This is a genomic window from Aquimarina sp. BL5, from assembly GCF_003443675.1.
GTDB lineage: Bacteria > Bacteroidota > Bacteroidia > Flavobacteriales > Flavobacteriaceae > Aquimarina.
On sequence record NZ_CP031963.1, the window covers coordinates 1,946,098 to 1,967,263 of the forward strand.

Sequence of the window (21,166 nt, forward strand, 5' to 3'; positions counted from 1 at the left end):
TACTATTCCAAATATAAATTTATCTGTTTATGTATAAGTAACCTGCTTTATATGTATTCAATCCTCTTGCATTTATATATTCTAAAACGTAGTAATATGTACCTACAGGCAATTCATTTTTCTGAGAAATGGTAACTCTTCCGTTACTAATTCCTTTAAATAATTCTACACCTGGTTGCTCATATCCTTCTTCTTCGAATACTTGGACTCCCCATCTGTTATAAATTCTTAATGTATTATCAGGAAAATTATTCAACCCTACAATTCTAAAATCATCATTAACTCCATCTCCGTTAGGACTAATTCCCGTATATACAATAATAGGATCATCTTCATCAGTAAATACTCCTTCTATAATAGTTACTGTTTCATCTTCTGCATCACCATCATTATCTAGATCTACATCTGTTGTGTTTATTGGATCATCAGAAAGATCAATAACATCATCTCCATTTGGATCTTGACCAGTCACTGTAGCTTGATTTAATACCTCTCCTAATAAAACATCTTCGGCAGTTAAAACGTACGTTGCCGTAAATGTAGTAGTATCTGTTTCACCAACTAATAAATCAATTGGACCACCAGTCAATACAATATCTGTTAATGGATCTGTAAGAATAATATTAACAATGTCAACATTACCAGTATTTGTTACTGTAAATGTGTACTGAATCTCGTCACCAACATTAGGCAAGTCGTCTCCATTAGCATCTACATAAATACCTGTCTTAGTTAAAGCTAAATTAGGTAACTGTTCTATATCTGTAATTGTCTCATCATTTGTAGGATCATTATCTCCATTATCATCCACAGTTTCATCTCCATTATCAGATACATCTATCACAATATCTCCATTCGGATCTTCACCCATTACCGTCGCGCTATTCATTACCTCTCCATTATTAATATCATTCTGAGATATTGCATATTCTGCTGTTGCTATACCTTGCTCTCCCGGAGCCAGAGTAGATGGTGTTACAACTAAATTAACACTACCTGTTAACATATCATCTATCACAATGTTACTTACTACAACATCCCCTGTATTTGTTACCGTAAACGTATATGTGATAATATCACCGACATTAGATCCGCTAGTTATCCCCGTTTTAACTAATGTTAATTCGGTATTTATATCTAAAATAGTAACCGTAGGATCATTTGTGGGATCTGAATCCGTAGTACCATCTCCATCCGGAGTCTCTACTGTCTCATCTCCTGCATCAGAATCATCACTTACATCATCCATGTTTCCTGGACTATCTCCAGTAGCTGTAGCACTATTCTCTATATAACCAGCATCAATATCCGTTTGTTCAATCGTTTGATTTGCTGTAACCGTTACACTTACTCCCGGTGCTAAAGTTAAAATTGGACTACCAACTATACTTCCTGCATCCGCATTGGCATCGGTAACTTCAATATCTGTTAAAGTAACATTCCCTGTGTTAGTAACTACAATATCGTACTCGATAACATCATTCAATACACTTCCTGCAACTCTTACTGTTTTAATAACACTTAAACTTGGTGCTGGTGTCAAGGTAGTAACCGTAGGATCGTTTGTAGGATCTGAATCCGTAGTACCATCTCCGTTTGGAGTCTCTACTGTCTCATCTCCTGCATCAGAATCATCACTTACATCATCCGTGTTTCCTGGACTATCTCCAGTAGCTGTAGCACTATTCTCTATATAACCAGCATCAATATCCGTTTGTTGAATCGTTTGGTTTGCTGTAACCGTTACACTAACTCCTGGTGCTAAAGTTAAAATTGGACTACCAACTATACTTCCTGAATCGGCATTAGCATCGGTAACTTCAATATCTGTTAAAGTAACATTCCCTGTGTTAGTAACTACAATATCGTACTCGATAACATCATTCAATACACTTCCTGCAACTCTTACTGTTTTAATAACACTTAAACTTGGAGCCGGTGTCAAGGTAGTAACCGTAGGATCGTTTGTAGGATCTGAATCCGTAGTACCATCTCCATTTGGAGTCTCTACTGTCTCATCTCCTGCATCAGAATCATCACTTACATCATCCGTGTTTCCTGGACTATCTCCAGTAGCTGTAGCACTATTCTCTATATAACCAGCATCAATATCCGTTTGTTCAATCGTTTGATTTGCAGTAACCGTTACACTAACTCCTGGTGCTAAAGTTAAAATTGGACTACCAACTATACTTCCTGCATCCGCATTAGCATCGGTAACTTCAATATCTGTTAAAGTAACATTCCCTGTGTTAGTAACTACAATATCGTACTCGATAACATCATTCAATACACTTCCTGCAACTCTTACTGTTTTAATAACACTTAAACTTGGTGCTGGTGTCAAGGTAGTAACCGTAGGATCGTTTGTAGGATCTGAATCCGTAGTACCATCTCCATCTGGAGTCTCTACTGTCTCATCTCCAGCATCAGAATCATCACTTACATCATCCGTGTTTCCTGGACTATCTCCAGTAGCTGTAGCACTATTCTCTATATAACCAGCATCAATATCCGTTTGTTCAATCGTTTGATTTGCTGTAACCGTTACACTAACTCCCGGTGCTAAAGTTAAAATTGGACTACCAACTATACTTCCTGCATCGGCATTGGCATCGGTAACTTCAATATCTGTTAAAGTAACATTCCCTGTGTTAGTAACTACAATATCGTACTCGATAACATCATTCAATACACTTCCTGCAACTCTTACTGTTTTAATAACACTTAAACTTGGTGCTGGTGTCAAGGTAGTAACCGTAGGATCGTTTGTAGGATCTGAATCCGTAGTACCATCTCCGTTTGGAGTCTCTACTGTCTCATCTCCTGCATCAGAATCATCACTTACATCATCCGTGTTTCCTGGACTATCTCCAGTAGCTGTAGCACTATTCTCTATATAACCAGCATCAATATCCGTTTGTTCAATCGTTTGGTTTGCTGTAACCGTTACACTAACTCCTGGTGCTAAAGTTAAAATTGGACTACCAACTATACTTCCTGCATCGGCATTAGCATCGGTAACTTCAATATCTGTTAAAGTAACATTACCTGTGTTAGTAACTACAATATCGTACTCGATAACATCATTCAATACACTTCCTGCAACTCTTACTGTTTTAATAACACTTAAACTTGGTGCTGGTGTCAAGGTAGTAACCGTAGGATCGTTTGTAGGATCTGAATCCGTAGTACCATCTCCATCTGGAGTCTCTACTGTCTCATCTCCAGCATCAGAATCATCACTTACATCATCCGTGTTTCCTGGACTATCTCCAGTAGCTGTAGCACTATTCTCTATATAACCAGCATCAATATCCGTTTGTTCAATCGTTTGATTTGCAGTAACCGTTACACTAACTCCTGGTGCTAAAGTTAAAATTGGACTACCAACTATACTTCCTGCATCGGCATTGGCATCGGTAACTTCAATATCTGTTAAAGTAACATTCCCTGTGTTAGTAACTACAATATCGTACTCGATAACATCATTCAATACACTTCCTGCAACTCTTACTGTTTTAATAACACTTAAACTTGGAGCCGGTGTCAAGGTAGTAACCGTAGGATCGTTTGTAGGATCTGAATCCGTAGTACCATCTCCATTTGGAGTCTCTACTGTCTCATCTCCTGCATCAGAATCATCACTTACATCATCCGTGTTTCCTGGACTATCTCCAGTAGCTGTAGCACTATTCTCTATATAACCAGCATCAATATCCGTTTGTTCAATCGTTTGATTTGCTGTAACCGTTACACTAACTCCTGGTGCTAAAGTTAAAATTGGACTACCAACTATACTTCCTGCATCGGCATTGGCATCGGTAACTTCAATATCTGTTAAAGTAACATTCCCTGTGTTAGTAACTACAATATCGTACTCGATAACATCATTCAATACACTTCCTGCAACTCTTACTGTTTTAATAACACTTAAACTTGGTGCTGGTGTCAAGGTAGTAACCGTAGGATCGTTTGTAGGATCTGAATCCGTAGTACCATCTCCATCTGGAGTCTCTACTGTCTCATCTCCAGCATCAGAATCATCACTTACATCATCCGTGTTTCCTGGACTATCTCCAGTAGCTGTAGCACTATTCTCTATATAACCAGCATCAATATCCGTTTGTTCAATCGTTTGATTTGCAGTAACCGTTACACTAACTCCTGGTGCTAAAGTTAAAATTGGACTACCAACTATACTTCCTGCATCGGCATTGGCATCGGTAACTTCAATATCTGTTAAAGTAACATTCCCTGTGTTAGTAACTACAATATCGTACTCGATAACATCATTCAATACACTTCCTGCAACTCTTACTGTTTTAATAACACTTAAACTTGGAGCCGGTGTCAAGGTAGTAACCGTAGGATCGTTTGTAGGATCTGAATCCGTAGTACCATCTCCATTTGGAGTCTCTACTGTCTCATCTCCTGCATCAGAATCATCACTTACATCATCCGTGTTTCCTGGACTATCTCCAGTAGCTGTAGCACTATTCTCTATATAACCAGCATCAATATCCGTTTGTTCAATCGTTTGATTTGCTGTAACCGTTACACTAACTCCTGGTGCTAAAGTTAAAATTGGACTACCAACTATACTTCCTGAATCGGCATTGGCATCGGTAACTTCAATATCTGTTAAAGTAACATTCCCTGTGTTAGTAACTACAATATCGTACTCGATAACATCATTCAATACACTTCCTGCAACTCTTACTGTTTTAATAACACTTAAACTTGGAGCCGGTGTCAAGGTAGTAACCGTAGGATCGTTTGTAGGATCTGAATCCGTAGTACCATCTCCATCTGGAGTCTCTACTGTCTCATCTCCAGCATCAGAATCATCACTTACATCATCCGTGTTTCCTGGACTATCTCCAGTAGCTGTAGCACTATTCTCTATATAACCAGCATCAATATCCGTTTGTTCAATCGTTTGATTTGCTGTAACCGTTACACTAACTCCTGGTGCTAAAGTTAAAATTGGACTACCAACTATACTTCCTGCATCGGCATTGGCATCGGTAACTTCAATATCTGTTAAAGTAACATTCCCTGTGTTAGTAACTACAATATCGTACTCGATAACATCATTCAATACACTTCCTGCAACTCTTACTGTTTTAATAACGCTTAATTCTGCCAATAATACTATATCTGTATCTGTAACGGCAACAGGATCATTACCTGATGCATCTAAAACATCATCATAAGTAACCGTAACTGTATCACCTGCCTGAGTGTTGAATGTACCATCATCATCTGTACCTGCCGCTGTACCAAAAGTAGTAGCAACAGTACCTGTAAAAATACCTGTGTCAGGACCTGTCTCTGTTAAGGTAATTGTCTCGTTCTCTCCGGTAACATCATTAACAACCTCGACAATAATTGTCTCTGCAACTCCAGAATCCGTGTTTAAATCATTATCCGTAACTGTAATATCTAAAGTGTCTCCTGGAACACTCGTATCTGTAATATCAACTGTACCTGTAACTCCTCCAACTACTATATCTGTATCTGTAACAGCAACAGGATCATTACCTGATGCATCTAAAACATCATCATAAGTAACCGTAACTGTATCACCTGCCTGAGTGTTGAATGTACCATCATCATCTGTACCTGCTGCTGTACCAAAAGTAGTAGCAACAGTACCTGTGAAAATACCTGTGTCAGGACCTGTCTCTGTTAAGGTAATTGTCTCGTTCTCTCCGGTAACATCATTAACAACCTCGACAATAATTGTCTCTGCAACTCCAGAATCCGTGTTTAAATCATTATCCGTAACTGTAATATCTAAAGTGTCTCCTGGAACACTCGTATCTGTAATATCAACTGTACCTGTAACTCCTCCAACTACTATATCTGTATCTGTAACAGCAACAGGATCATTACCTGATGCATCTAAAACATCATCATAAGTAACCGTAACTGTATCACCTGCCTGAGTGTTGAATGTACCATCATCATCTGTACCTGCTGCTGTACCAAAAGTAGTAGCAACAGTACCTGTGAAAATACCTGTGTCAGGACCTGTCTCTGTTAAGGTAATTGTCTCGTTCTCTCCGGTAACATCATTAACAACCTCGACAATAATTGTCTCTGCAACTCCAGAATCCGTGTTTAAATCATTATCCGTAACTGTAATATCTAAAGTGTCTCCTGGAACACTCGTATCTGTAATATCAACTGTACCTGTAACTCCTCCAACTACTATATCTGTATCTGTAACGGCAACAGGATCATTACCTGATGCATCTAAAACATCATCATAAGTAACCGTAACTGTATCACCTGCCTGAGTGTTGAATGTACCATCATCATCTGTACCTGCTGCTGTACCAAAAGTAGTAGCAACAGTACCTGTGAAAATACCTGTGTCAGGACCTGTCTCTGTTAAGGTAATTGTCTCGTTCTCTCCGGTAACATCATTAACAACCTCGACAATAATTGTCTCTGCAACTCCAGAATCCGTGTTTAAATCATTATCCGTAACTGTAATATCTAAAGTGTCTCCCGGAACACTCGTATCTGTAATATCAACTGTACCTGTAACTCCTCCAACTACTATATCTGTATCTGTAACAGCAACAGGATCATTACCTGATGCATCTAAAACATCATCATAAGTAACCGTAACTGTATCACCTGCCTGAGTGTTGAATGTACCATCATCATCTGTACCTGCTGCTGTACCAAAAGTAGTAGCAACAGTACCTGTGAAAATACCTGTGTCAGGACCTGTCTCTGTTAAGGTAATTGTCTCGTTCTCTCCGGTAACATCATTAACAACCTCGACAATAATTGTCTCTGCAACTCCAGAATCCGTGTTTAAATCATTATCCGTAACTGTAATATCTAAAGTGTCTCCTGGAACACTCGTATCTGTAATATCAACTGTACCTGTAACTCCTCCAACTACTATATCTGTATCTGTAACAGCAACAGGATCATTACCTGATGCATCTAAAACATCATCATAAGTAACCGTAACTGTATCACCTGCCTGAGTGTTGAATGTACCATCATCATCTGTACCTGCTGCTGTACCAAAAGTAGTAGCAACAGTACCTGTGAAAATACCTGTGTCAGGACCTGTCTCTGTTAAGGTAATTGTCTCGTTCTCTCCGGTAACATCATTAACAACCTCGACAATAATTGTCTCTGCAACTCCAGAATCCGTGTTTAAATCATTATCCGTAACTGTAATATCTAAAGTGTCTCCTGGAACACTCGTATCTGTAATATCAACTGTACCTGTAACTCCTCCAACTACTATATCTGTATCTGTAACGGCAACAGGATCATTACCTGATGCATCTAAAACATCATCATAAGTAACCGTAACTGTATCACCTGCCTGAGTGTTGAATGTACCATCATCATCTGTACCTGCTGCTGTACCAAAAGTAGTAGCAACAGTACCTGTGAAAATACCTGTGTCAGGACCTGTCTCTGTTAAGGTAATTGTCTCGTTCTCTCCGGTAACATCATTAACAACCTCGACAATAATTGTCTCTGCAACTCCAGAATCCGTGTTTAAATCATTATCCGTAACTGTAATATCTAAAGTGTCTCCCGGAACACTCGTATCTGTAATATCAACTGTACCTGTAACTCCTCCAACTACTATATCTGTATCTGTAACAGCAACAGGATCATTACCTGATGCATCTAAAACATCATCATAAGTAACCGTAACTGTATCACCTGCCTGAGTGTTGAATGTACCATCATCATCTGTACCTGCTGCTGTACCAAAAGTAGTAGCAACAGTACCTGTGAAAATACCTGTGTCAGGACCTGTCTCTGTTAAGGTAATTGTCTCGTTCTCTCCGGTAACATCATTAACAACCTCGACAATAATTGTCTCTGCAACTCCAGAATCCGTGTTTAAATCATTATCCGTAACTGTAATATCTAAAGTGTCTCCTGGAACACTCGTATCTGTAATATCAACTGTACCTGTAACTCCTCCAACTACTATATCTGTATCTGTAACGGCAACAGGATCATTACCTGATGCATCTAAAACATCATCATAAGTAACCGTAACTGTATCACCTGCCTGAGTGTTGAATGTACCATCATCATCTGTACCTGCTGCTGTACCAAAAGTAGTAGCAACAGTACCTGTGAAAATACCTGTGTCAGGACCTGTCTCTGTTAAGGTAATTGTCTCGTTCTCTCCGGTAACATCATTAACAACCTCGACAATAATTGTCTCTGCAACTCCAGAATCCGTGTTTAAATCATTATCCGTAACTGTAATATCTAAAGTGTCTCCTGGAACACTCGTATCTGTAATATCAACTGTACCTGTAACTCCTCCAACTACTATATCTGTATCTGTAACGGCAACAGGATCATTACCTGATGCATCTAAAACATCATCATAAGTAACCGTAACTGTATCACCTGCCTGAGTGTTGAATGTACCATCATCATCTGTACCTGCCGCTGTACCAAAAGTAGTAGCAACAGTACCTGTGAAAATACCTGTGTCAGGACCTGTCTCTGTTAAGGTAATTGTCTCGTTCTCTCCGGTAACATCATTAACAACCTCGACAATAATTGTCTCTGCAACTCCAGAATCCGTGTTTAAATCATTATCCGTAACTGTAATATCTAAAGTGTCTCCTGGAACACTCGTATCTGTAATATCAACTGTACCTGTAACTCCTCCAACTACTATATCTGTATCTGTAACAGCAACAGGATCATTACCTGATGCATCTAAAACATCATCATAAGTAACCGTAACTGTATCACCTGCCTGAGTGTTGAATGTACCATCATCATCTGTACCTGCTGCTGTACCAAAAGTAGTAGCAACAGTACCTGTGAAAACACCTGTGTCAGGACCTGTCTCTGTTAAGGTAATTGTCTCGTTCTCTCCGGTAACATCATTAACAACCTCGACAATAATTGTCTCTGCAACTCCAGAATCCGTGTTTAAATCATTATCCGTAACTGTAATATCTAAAGTGTCTCCCGGAACACTCGTATCTGTAATATCAACTGTACCTGTAACTCCTCCAACTACTATATCTGTATCTGTAACGGCAACAGGATCATTACCTGATGCATCTAAAACATCATCATAAGTAACCGTAACTGTATCACCTGCCTGAGTGTTGAATGTACCATCATCATCTGTACCTGCCGCTGTACCAAAAGTAGTAGCAACAGTACCTGTGAAAATACCTGTGTCAGGACCTGTCTCTGTTAAGGTAATTGTCTCGTTCTCTCCGGTAACATCATTAACAACCTCGACAATAATTGTCTCTGCAACTCCAGAATCCGTGTTTAAATCATTATCCGTAACTGTAATATCTAAAGTGTCTCCTGGAACACTCGTATCTGTAATATCAACTGTACCTGTAACTCCTCCAACTACTATATCTGTATCTGTAACAGCAACAGGATCATTACCTGATGCATCTAAAACATCATCATAAGTAACCGTAACTGTATCACCTGCCTGAGTGTTGAATGTACCATCATCATCTGTACCTGCTGCTGTACCAAAAGTAGTAGCAACAGTACCTGTGAAAATACCTGTGTCAGGACCTGTCTCTGTTAAGGTAATTGTCTCGTTCTCTCCGGTAACATCATTAACAACCTCGACAATAATTGTCTCTGCAACTCCAGAATCCGTGTTTAAATCATTATCCGTAACTGTAATATCTAAAGTGTCTCCTGGAACACTCGTATCTGTAATATCAACTGTACCTGTAACTCCTCCAACTACTATATCTGTATCTGTAACGGCAACAGGATCATTACCTGATGCATCTAAAACATCATCATAAGTAACCGTAACTGTATCACCTGCCTGAGTGTTGAATGTACCATCATCATCTGTACCTGCCGCTGTACCAAAAGTAGTAGCAACAGTACCTGTGAAAATACCTGTGTCAGGACCTGTCTCTGTTAAGGTAATTGTCTCGTTCTCTCCGGTAACATCATTAACAACCTCGACAATAATTGTCTCTGCAACTCCAGAATCCGTGTTTAAATCATTATCCGTAACTGTAATATCTAAAGTGTCTCCTGGAACACTCGTATCTGTAATATCAACTGTACCTGTAACTCCTCCAACTACTATATCTGTATCTGTAACAGCAACAGGATCATTACCTGATGCATCTAAAACATCATCATAAGTAACCGTAACTGTATCACCTGCCTGAGTGTTGAATGTACCATCATCATCTGTACCTGCCGCTGTACCAAAAGTAGTAGCAACAGTACCTGTGAAAACACCTGTGTCAGGACCTGTCTCTGTTAAGGTAATTGTCTCGTTCTCTCCGGTAACATCATTAACAACCTCGACAATAATTGTCTCTGCAACTCCAGAATCCGTGTTTAAATCATTATCCGTAACTGTAATATCTAAAGTGTCTCCCGGAACACTCGTATCTGTAATATCAACTGTACCTGTAACTCCTCCAACTACTATATCTGTATCTGTAACAGCAACAGGATCATTACCTGATGCATCTAAAACATCATCATAAGTAACCGTAACTGTATCACCTGCCTGAGTGTTGAATGTACCATCATCATCTGTACCTGCCGCTGTACCAAAAGTAGTAGCAACAGTACCTGTAAAAATACCTGTGTCAGGACCTGTCTCTGTTAAGGTAATTGTCTCGTTCTCTCCGGTAACATCATTAACAACCTCGACAATAATTGTCTCTGCAACTCCAGAATCCGTGTTTAAATCATTATCCGTAACTGTAATATCTAAAGTGTCTCCTGGAACACTCGTATCTGTAATATCAACTGTACCTGTAACTCCTCCAACTACTATATCTGTATCTGTAACAGCAACAGGATCATTACCTGATGCATCTAAAACATCATCATAAGTAACCGTAACTGTATCACCTGCCTGAGTGTTGAATGTACCATCATCATCTGTACCTGCTGCTGTACCAAAAGTAGTAGCAACAGTACCTGTGAAAATACCTGTGTCAGGACCTGTCTCTGTTAAGGTAATTGTCTCGTTCTCTCCGGTAACATCATTAACAACCTCGACAATAATTGTCTCTGCAACTCCAGAATCCGTGTTTAAATCATTATCCGTAACTGTAATATCTAAAGTGTCTCCTGGAACACTCGTATCTGTAATATCAACTGTACCTGTAACTCCTCCAACTACTATATCTGTATCTGTAACAGCAACAGGATCATTACCTGATGCATCTAAAACATCATCATAAGTAACCGTAACTGTATCACCTGCCTGAGTGTTGAATGTACCATCATCATCTGTACCTGCTGCTGTACCAAAAGTAGTAGCAACAGTACCTGTGAAAATACCTGTGTCAGGACCTGTCTCTGTTAAGGTAATTGTCTCGTTCTCTCCGGTAACATCATTAACAACCTCGACAATAATTGTCTCTGCAACTCCAGAATCCGTGTTTAAATCATTATCCGTAACTGTAATATCTAAAGTGTCTCCTGGAACACTCGTATCTGTAATATCAACTGTACCTGTAACTCCTCCAACTACTATATCTGTATCTGTAACGGCAACAGGATCATTACCTGATGCATCTAAAACATCATCATAAGTAACCGTAACTGTATCACCTGCCTGAGTGTTGAATGTACCATCATCATCTGTACCTGCTGCTGTACCAAAAGTAGTAGCAACAGTACCTGTGAAAATACCTGTGTCAGGACCTGTCTCTGTTAAGGTAATTGTCTCGTTCTCTCCGGTAACATCATTAACAACCTCGACAATAATTGTCTCTGCAACTCCAGAATCCGTGTTTAAATCATTATCCGTAACTGTAATATCTAAAGTGTCTCCCGGAACACTCGTATCTGTAATATCAACTGTACCTGTAACTCCTCCAACTACTATATCTGTATCTGTAACAGCAACAGGATCATTACCTGATGCATCTAAAACATCATCATAAGTAACCGTAACTGTATCACCTGCCTGAGTGTTGAATGTACCATCATCATCTGTACCTGCTGCTGTACCAAAAGTAGTAGCAACAGTACCTGTGAAAATACCTGTGTCAGGACCTGTCTCTGTTAAGGTAATTGTCTCGTTCTCTCCGGTAACATCATTAACAACCTCGACAATAATTGTCTCTGCAACTCCAGAATCCGTGTTTAAATCATTATCCGTAACTGTAATATCTAAAGTGTCTCCTGGAACACTCGTATCTGTAATATCAACTGTACCTGTAACTCCTCCAACTACTATATCTGTATCTGTAACAGCAACAGGATCATTACCTGATGCATCTAAAACATCATCATAAGTAACCGTAACTGTATCACCTGCCTGAGTGTTGAATGTACCATCATCATCTGTACCTGCTGCTGTACCAAAAGTAGTAGCAACAGTACCTGTGAAAATACCTGTGTCAGGACCTGTCTCTGTTAAGGTAATTGTCTCGTTCTCTCCGGTAACATCATTAACAACCTCGACAATAATTGTCTCTGCAACTCCAGAATCCGTGTTTAAATCATTATCCGTAACTGTAATATCTAAAGTGTCTCCTGGAACACTCGTATCTGTAATATCAACTGTACCTGTAACTCCTCCAACTACTATATCTGTATCTGTAACGGCAACAGGATCATTACCTGATGCATCTAAAACATCATCATAAGTAACCGTAACTGTATCACCTGCCTGAGTGTTGAATGTACCATCATCATCTGTACCTGCTGCTGTACCAAAAGTAGTAGCAACAGTACCTGTGAAAATACCTGTGTCAGGACCTGTCTCTGTTAAGGTAATTGTCTCGTTCTCTCCGGTAACATCATTAACAACCTCGACAATAATTGTCTCTGCAACTCCAGAATCCGTGTTTAAATCATTATCCGTAACTGTAATATCTAAAGTGTCTCCCGGAACACTCGTATCTGTAATATCAACTGTACCTGTAACTCCTCCAACTACTATATCTGTATCTGTAACAGCAACAGGATCATTACCTGATGCATCTAAAACATCATCATAAGTAACCGTAACTGTATCACCTGCCTGAGTGTTGAATGTACCATCATCATCTGTACCTGCTGCTGTACCAAAAGTAGTAGCAACAGTACCTGTGAAAATACCTGTGTCAGGACCTGTCTCTGTTAAGGTAATTGTCTCGTTCTCTCCGGTAACATCATTAACAACCTCGACAATAATTGTCTCTGCAACTCCAGAATCCGTGTTTAAATCATTATCCGTAACTGTAATATCTAAAGTGTCTCCTGGAACACTCGTATCTGTAATATCAACTGTACCTGTAACTCCTCCAACTACTATATCTGTATCTGTAACAGCAACAGGATCATTACCTGATGCATCTAAAACATCATCATAAGTAACCGTAACTGTATCACCTGCCTGAGTGTTGAATGTACCATCATCATCTGTACCTGCTGCTGTACCAAAAGTAGTAGCAACAGTACCTGTGAAAATACCTGTGTCAGGACCTGTCTCTGTTAAGGTAATTGTCTCGTTCTCTCCGGTAACATCATTAACAACCTCGACAATAATTGTCTCTGCAACTCCAGAATCCGTGTTTAAATCATTATCCGTAACTGTAATATCTAAAGTGTCTCCTGGAACACTCGTATCTGTAATATCAACTGTACCTGTAACTCCTCCAACTACTATATCTGTATCTGTAACGGCAACAGGATCATTACCTGATGCATCTAAAACATCATCATAAGTAACCGTAACTGTATCACCTGCCTGAGTGTTGAATGTACCATCATCATCTGTACCTGCCGCTGTACCAAAAGTAGTAGCAACAGTACCTGTGAAAATACCTGTGTCAGGACCTGTCTCTGTTAAGGTAATTGTCTCGTTCTCTCCGGTAACATCATTAACAACCTCGACAATAATTGTCTCTGCAACTCCAGAATCCGTGTTTAAATCATTATCCGTAACTGTAATATCTAAAGTGTCTCCTGGAACACTCGTATCTGTAATATCAACTGTACCTGTAACTCCTCCAACTACTATATCTGTATCTGTAACAGCAACAGGATCATTACCTGATGCATCTAAAACATCATCATAAGTAACCGTAACTGTATCACCTGCCTGAGTGTTGAATGTACCATCATCATCTGTACCTGCTGCTGTACCAAAAGTAGTAGCAACAGTACCTGTGAAAACACCTGTGTCAGGACCTGTCTCTGTTAAGGTAATTGTCTCGTTCTCTCCGGTAACATCATTAACAACCTCGACAATAATTGTCTCTGCAACTCCAGAATCCGTGTTTAAATCATTATCCGTAACTGTAATATCTAAAGTGTCTCCCGGAACACTCGTATCTGTAATATCAACTGTACCTGTAACTCCTCCAACTACTATATCTGTATCTGTAACGGCAACAGGATCATTACCTGATGCATCTAAAACATCATCATAAGTAACCGTAACTGTATCACCTGCCTGAGTGTTGAATGTACCATCATCATCTGTACCTGCCGCTGTACCAAAAGTAGTAGCAACAGTACCTGTGAAAATACCTGTGTCAGGACCTGTCTCTGTTAAGGTAATTGTCTCGTTCTCTCCGGTAACATCATTAACAACCTCGACAATAATTGTCTCTGCAACTCCAGAATCCGTGTTTAAATCATTATCCGTAACTGTAATATCTAAAGTGTCTCCCGGAACACTCGTATCTGTAATATCAACTGTACCTGTAACTCCTGTTACAGGTATCTCAGTACAAAAATCAAATCCACCAATTCCAGCACCATGAACCACATTTGCACTACAACTATCACAGTTTTGCCAAACAATCGTAATACTTGCGATTCCATCTAAGTCTTCAAAATTAACTCCTATTTGATCATTATCATTTAGAATAGATTCATCTTCAGCGTTAATAACACCTGTACTTTCAACAGAAGCATATGAAGGTGTTGCTGAATTAGTAAATGTCGGAAATATCGTATTCCCAGCACCATCTAACGCTGTGACTATAAATCTATCTCCATTAGTTCCGCCTGCATTGACATTGATATGGTACAAATCAAATCCAACAGAGTATATATCCGTACTAAAAGTTATGGTCTGAGTTATTCCTGTAGCAAAACCAGTTGTAAAATATTCTAAAACTTCATCTCCTAAATTCCCAGAAGCATTACTAGCAACACTTGGTGTATCTGAAGAGGTAGTTACAGGCCAACTTCTTAAAGTTCCTTCTTCCCCTCCAGAAAAAGTATGTGTAATATTAATTCCTGAGCCATCTACATCAGAAAACGTATTAGTAAAGACTCCATCTGGAGTCCAATCAAACTCATCTATTCCATTTGGCACAAAACCATCCCAAACTAAATTATAAATTGTATTGCTACAAGCTGGATTCTGATGCAATGTTGTTACAGCTGGTGCATCACATATATTAGTAGTAGCTCCATTTGTAACTCTTGGATTATTTCCTAAAGTATAATCTACATTACCTTCTACTGCATCTACTAAACCGGTAGCTGGATCCACAGTTGCAGGATCCGTCATCCCAAACTGTCCACTATCTCCGCCATCAGCATTACTATCATTATAGGCTTCATTAGCATCACTACAACCATCATCATCGGAATCTAAATCTAAATGATTAGGAATATCATCTCCATCCGTATCTTCATATGTACAATAGGTAAAGTCAGATAACAAAAACGTAACATTACCATTGTTAGCAACATTACCATCCTGTCTCTCTTTAGCAGTAACAACTTGAAAAGAAGACACTAAACCTTCAATAACAATATCAGAGTAATTTAAAGCAGTATTACCTGAACCGCTAGTATAAGAAGTAATAGTCGGAGAAGCGCTATCATTTCCTGTAATCATATGAGAACTTCCATTCGAAGTAATTGTATAATTCCCAGAAGGAAATGTCGTTGGGTCCATTAAAGAACCTATATTAATAATTTGTGAACCTGGACCAGAAACATTCACTGTTACTTTATCTCCCTCATCTATTCCAGACCATCTAAATTTAACTCCCGTTACTGGTTCACTAAATGTAAATGTATATGTTAAAAAATCTCCAGCTCCATCATCAATTTGTTGTCCTTGTACCCTTAAGGTAGTTGTGTTCTCTACTAAAAGCTGTGAAAGTATACCTCCATTAACAGTAGTTGTAACATCTACATCCACTCCATCAAAATCATAAATATCAACTATAGATCCAACACCATTTTGATTACCAGTAGGAGCTGTACCAACTTCTATTGGTGCAGACGCACAATCCAATCCCTCATCTGTATCCAAGATCCCATCATTATCATCATCAGCATCACAGAAATTACCAACATTATCCGAATCTTGATCGGCCTGACCCGCATTAGGAATCGCTGGACAGTTATCAGATGGATCTCCTGTTCCGTCTCCATCAGTATCTATTACGAAACCATCTGCAGTAGACATTACATTCATTCCCCCTACTACAGTAATAGATGTAGGATCATCACCTTGTGTCTGTACTGCATTAATTGGTAATCCAGGATCTGAATCCAATATATTAACAGTAGCATTACCTGGCGGTAATGTGGCAGTATAAGTCCCATCAGGATTGGTAGTAATTGTTTGTACATTACCATTAATATCTGTAATTGTTATTGACACACTACCAATGCCTGATTCGCCATCTTGTGTTCCATTTCCATTTACATCATTATATACTATTCCACTTATTGTTCCTGGATTAGAACAAGTAACCGCACCATTGCTTATTCCCGTTACTGATTCACCGCTGCCACCACTGGTAGCTCCATTGGCAGGAAATTCTGTTACAGCACCACTATTAGTAATACCATTAGAACCTCCATTTATATTAACCGTAGGCGAACCTGCAGAAACGGCCACAAAACCAGCTCCTCCTCCTCCTCCAGGACCTTCGCTTTCATTATTAGTAATTAACTGATCTCCACCATCTCCACCATTAGCACTAAGTGTCAATGTATTATCTATTGAAGAAGCTCTTAATACGATACTTCCTCCACCTCCACCTCCACCAGGTGCATCATTATTACCTCCAACTGTAGGCAAAGCATTTGCTCCGTTAGCTGTTATGCTACCTGATCCAGTTATGGAGTTAGCACCTAACAATATAATACCACCTCCATCAGCAGCATCTTGACTAGCACTATTATTTCTATCTCCAGCTCCTCCTCCTCCTCCGAGAAAGATTCTATTTTGTTCATTTGCTATAAGTGGTCTCCCACCTAATCCTCCTACTGGATCTCTACGATCTCCCCCCCAAGCAGTACTACCCGGAGCCAGAGTTAAAGCATTCTGATTACTACTACCATAGGAATACCCTCCTCTTCCTCCACCAGAAGAATTCGTAAGAGCATTGCTATTAGCTATATAATCAGGATCCAAAGTCCACGCTGCAGCTCCAGTACATCCAGAACACATTACACCTGATCCATTAAACCAAGTATTACTATTATTTCCATTAGATCCACCACCGCCACCAGCGTTATGTCCGTTTCCACCACCACCTCCATTAGCAGGAGCTCCTCTACCATATCTTCCACCCAAAACATCGTAATCAGTTTGAAATCCAACAATACTTTCGCCCTTTTCTGCTGAATCACTGGCATTAATACTTACGTAATCAGATTCTAAATTTGCACCTGTTAAAGAAGTACTATTCTCAACTACACCACCTCTAAATCCGAATCCAGAAGCATCTATATCTCCCTCTACATCAATTGTATTTGCAGTAATTACTACAACTCCTCCACGTCTGCTACCCGCAAAATCTTCCCAAGATAGGGGTACTACAGAAGCACCCGCTTGTATCGTAAGTGTATCGTATTGAGGAACTTTAATTACTTGCGCTTTACCTGCTACAAAATAACTATTTGCAACTCCACAGGTAAGTGTAAGTGTATTTGATGAAGTACTTAATACATACCCAAATTCGTATAATCCCGCACTTCCATAATTAGTAATATCACCATAATTGACAGTGTTACTTGTATTAATGGTAGCTCCTTGTGCTTGGTAAATCAAAATAAGATCTCCACTAGAGATACCTCCAAGATCAGAAGCAATATCGTTCACATCGATAGAACTAGATCCTGCTGATATATCTGCAGTTATTGGACTATAGGTATTAAGGACCGTATTTACAGCGGAAACTATAAGATCACCATCCTTTCCTTCTTGACCGGAAATATTGTAGGTAACTAATAAAACTAAGGTCAAAAAAGACATAAAAGTTTTTTGACCCAACAAGATTTGGGTAATTTTTTTCATATGACGATGGTATTTATAATGTATATACGAAAATCAATTGGGTTCGGTTTTCATAAACATCAAAAAAATTACAATTAATTGATTTTCATATTTTAAACCAGATAACTGAAACTTAATACTATAAAAAACTACGGAAAAACCGTAATTTTCACTTATTACAAAGATGGCAATACATTTATATATCTAACATCTTTTTCCCCATATTTTTTTCACTTTTTCGATGAAATACACATTTTTTACGCTATAAATCATATAAAAAAAGTAATATTTCGAAAAACCTTTGTTTTTATTACTTATAATGGCTTTGTATTTTTAAGTAGTATATTTGCAAACTTTAGCAATAGAACTACAATGAAATTCACTGAGGAAATAAAGAGACGAAGAACTTTTGGTATCATTTCGCACCCCGATGCAGGTAAAACAACATTAACTGAAAAATTACTATTATTTGGGGGTGCAATACAAGAAGCTGGGGCCGTTAAATCTAATAAAATTAAGAAAGGGGCTACTAGTGATTTTATGGAGATTGAACGCCAAAGAGGAATTTCTGTTGCTACCTCTGTTTTAGCGTTTGAATACCAAAACATCAAAATTAATATTTTAGACACACCAGGACACAAGGATTTTGCAGAGGATACCTTTAGAACTTTGACCGCTGTGGATAGTGTAATCGTAGTAATTGATGTTGCTAAAGGTGTAGAGGAACAAACTGAAAAATTAGTATCCGTTTGTAGAATGCGTAACATTCCTATGATTGTTTTTATTAACAAACTGGACCGTGAAGGGAAAGATGCTTTTGAACTGCTAGACGAAGTAGAACAGAAACTTGGACTGAAAGTTACCCCTCTAAGTTTTCCTATCGGAATGGGATATGATTTTAAAGGAATCTACAATATTTGGGAAAAAAACATTAATCTGTTTAGCGGAGATAGTAGAAAGAATATAGAAGAGACTATTGAAGTTTCTGATTTATCTTCATCTGAACTTAACACTTTAATTGGTGATACGGCTGCAGAAACTTTACGCGAAGAAATAGAGTTAGTAGAAGGAATTTACCCATCTTTTAACAAAGAATCCTATCAAAACGGAAGCCTACAACCCGTCTTTTTTGGTTCTGCATTAAATAATTTTGGTGTCCGTGAGTTATTAGATTGTTTTGTTTCAATTGCTCCAACACCAAGACCTAAAGAAAGTGATATTAGGATTGTAGAACCTGATGAAAAAGATTTTACGGGATTTGTATTTAAGATTCACGCCAATATGGATCCTAAACATAGAGATCGGTTAGCTTTTATCAAAATTGTTTCAGGAACTTTTGAAAGAAATGTGCCTTACTTACATACAAGGCACAACAAAAAACTGAAATTCTCTAGTCCAAATGCTTTTTTTGCAGAAAAAAAAGAAATTGTAGACATCTCTTATCCAGGTGATATTGTTGGTTTACATGACACTGGTAACTTTAAGATAGGAGATACACTAACTACCGGAGAGAAATTAAATTATAAAGGAGTTCCTAGTTTTTCACCAGAGCATTTTAGGTATATTAACAATGCTGATCCTATGAAATCCAAGCAATTAGCAAAAGGGATTGATCAATTAATGGATGAAGGAGTCGCACAATTATTTACCTTAGAATTGAATGGAAGAAAAGTTATTGGTACAGTTGGAGCGCTTCAGTATGAAGTAATACAATACAGATTAGAACACGAATACGGGGCAAAATGTACCTATGAAAATCTTAACGTACATAAAGCCTGTTGGATAGAAACAGAAGACACTGATAGTGATGAATTTAAAGATTTCAAACGTGTGAAAAGTAAATTTTTAGCAAAGGATAAGCAAAGTCAATTAGTATTTTTAGCAGATTCTTCTTTTAGTTTACAAATGACACAACAAAAATATCCTTCTATAATTTTTCACTTTACCTCGGAATTCTAAACAGGATTTAGAGCTAGTTTCAAGATGTTTCTGAAAAATAATATAGTATCACATTGTTTTAGAATAAAAACTTATTAAAAAGCCTCTATTTAACTTGTTTTCATATAATGCATTATAAAAATCTATTAACAAACTATTTTCTATAAGATATCACTATGCTAATCTTTTGTGCTGTCCAGGGATCGCTTTCCGAGAAGAATCTCAAAGAATAACTTAAAATCTGAAATTAGACTCCATAAGGGATATTTGAAAGTTGCTGGTTTATTTTTTTCAAAAAAAGCGTGACCTACCCATGCAAAGCCATATCCAACAACAGGCACCAAAAACCATTTCCAACTCCAACTATAATAGATAGCAATTGCGATAATAACAAAAACTAAAAAAGTACCAACAAAATGCAACGTTCTACTGGTTCTATTCCTGTGTTCCGTTAGATAGAACTTATAGAACTCAGAATAAGTTTTAATTCGATCAGACATAATTTTGTACACGTATTTAAATAATGTTTAATATAATAAAAATATACGTGTTGATCAAGTTTCCATATATTTCAAAAAAAGATCCGCTTGATTTTATCAATCAAGCGGATCTTTATATCCTTAAGAATAGTTTACACCCCTTATGCTTGTCCGGTAGGCCCAAAATTTAAAGGAATCGGTGGTTGCTCATAATCTTTTATTTCTCCGTGAGCGGCTTCAAATCTTGATACATTATCTCCTAATGCCTTCAATAATCTTTTAGCATGCTGCGGAGTTAAAATGATTCTGCTTTTCACCTTACTTTTAGGTCGTCCTGGCATAATATTTACAAAATCAACCACAAATTCTGATACTGAATGGTTAATAATTGCCAAATTGCTATATACTCCATCAGCTATCGCATCATCTAACTCTATATTTAGCTGATTTTGTTTTTGTTTCTTTTCGTCTGCCATTTTTTATATATTTTACCTGAACA

The 21,166-nt window shown here is 38.2% G+C and carries 4 protein-coding genes; 1 reads left to right on the forward strand and 3 read right to left on the reverse strand.

The genetic code is table 11. From position 1 onward, the window contains the following. Window positions 1–19: 19 nt before the first annotated feature. Window positions 20–18,271: a gliding motility-associated C-terminal domain-containing protein gene (locus tag D1818_RS08395; protein WP_118457919.1), complete on the reverse strand. Its 18,252-nt coding sequence runs from the start codon at window positions 18,269–18,271 to the stop codon at window positions 20–22. 351 nt (window positions 18,272–18,622) lie between these two features. Here D1818_RS08395 and D1818_RS08400 point away from each other — a divergent pair, with 351 nt between their 5' ends. Next, a complete protein-coding gene (locus D1818_RS08400) occupies window positions 18,623–20,209 on the forward strand; it encodes a peptide chain release factor 3 (RefSeq protein WP_118457922.1) in 1,587 nt (528 codons plus the stop codon). 158 nt (window positions 20,210–20,367) lie between these two features. On the opposite strand, the gene D1818_RS08405 is transcribed toward D1818_RS08400, so the two are convergent. Continuing rightward, on the reverse strand, window positions 20,368–20,688 hold the full coding sequence (locus tag D1818_RS08405) for a DUF962 domain-containing protein (protein WP_118457924.1): 321 nt from the start codon (window positions 20,686–20,688) through the stop codon (window positions 20,368–20,370). A gap of 140 nt (window positions 20,689–20,828) precedes the next feature. After that, a complete protein-coding gene (locus D1818_RS08410; protein WP_118457926.1) occupies window positions 20,829–21,143 on the reverse strand; it encodes a DUF3467 domain-containing protein in 315 nt (104 codons plus the stop codon). Between the last annotated feature and the right edge of the window lie 23 nt (window positions 21,144–21,166).

Excerpts from the sequence above, each read along its gene's own strand:
- D1818_RS08395 (WP_118457919.1), bottom strand. The coding sequence starts at position 18,271 with ATGAAAAAAATTACCCAAATCTTGTTGGGTCAAAAAACTTTTATGTCT.
- D1818_RS08400 (WP_118457922.1), top strand. The coding sequence starts at position 18,623 with ATGAAATTCACTGAGGAAATAAAGAGACGAAGAACTTTTGGTATCATT.
- D1818_RS08410 (WP_118457926.1), bottom strand. The coding sequence starts at position 21,143 with ATGGCAGACGAAAAGAAACAAAAACAAAATCAGCTAAATATAGAGTTA.
- D1818_RS08405 (WP_118457924.1), bottom strand. The coding sequence starts at position 20,688 with ATGTCTGATCGAATTAAAACTTATTCTGAGTTCTATAAGTTCTATCTA.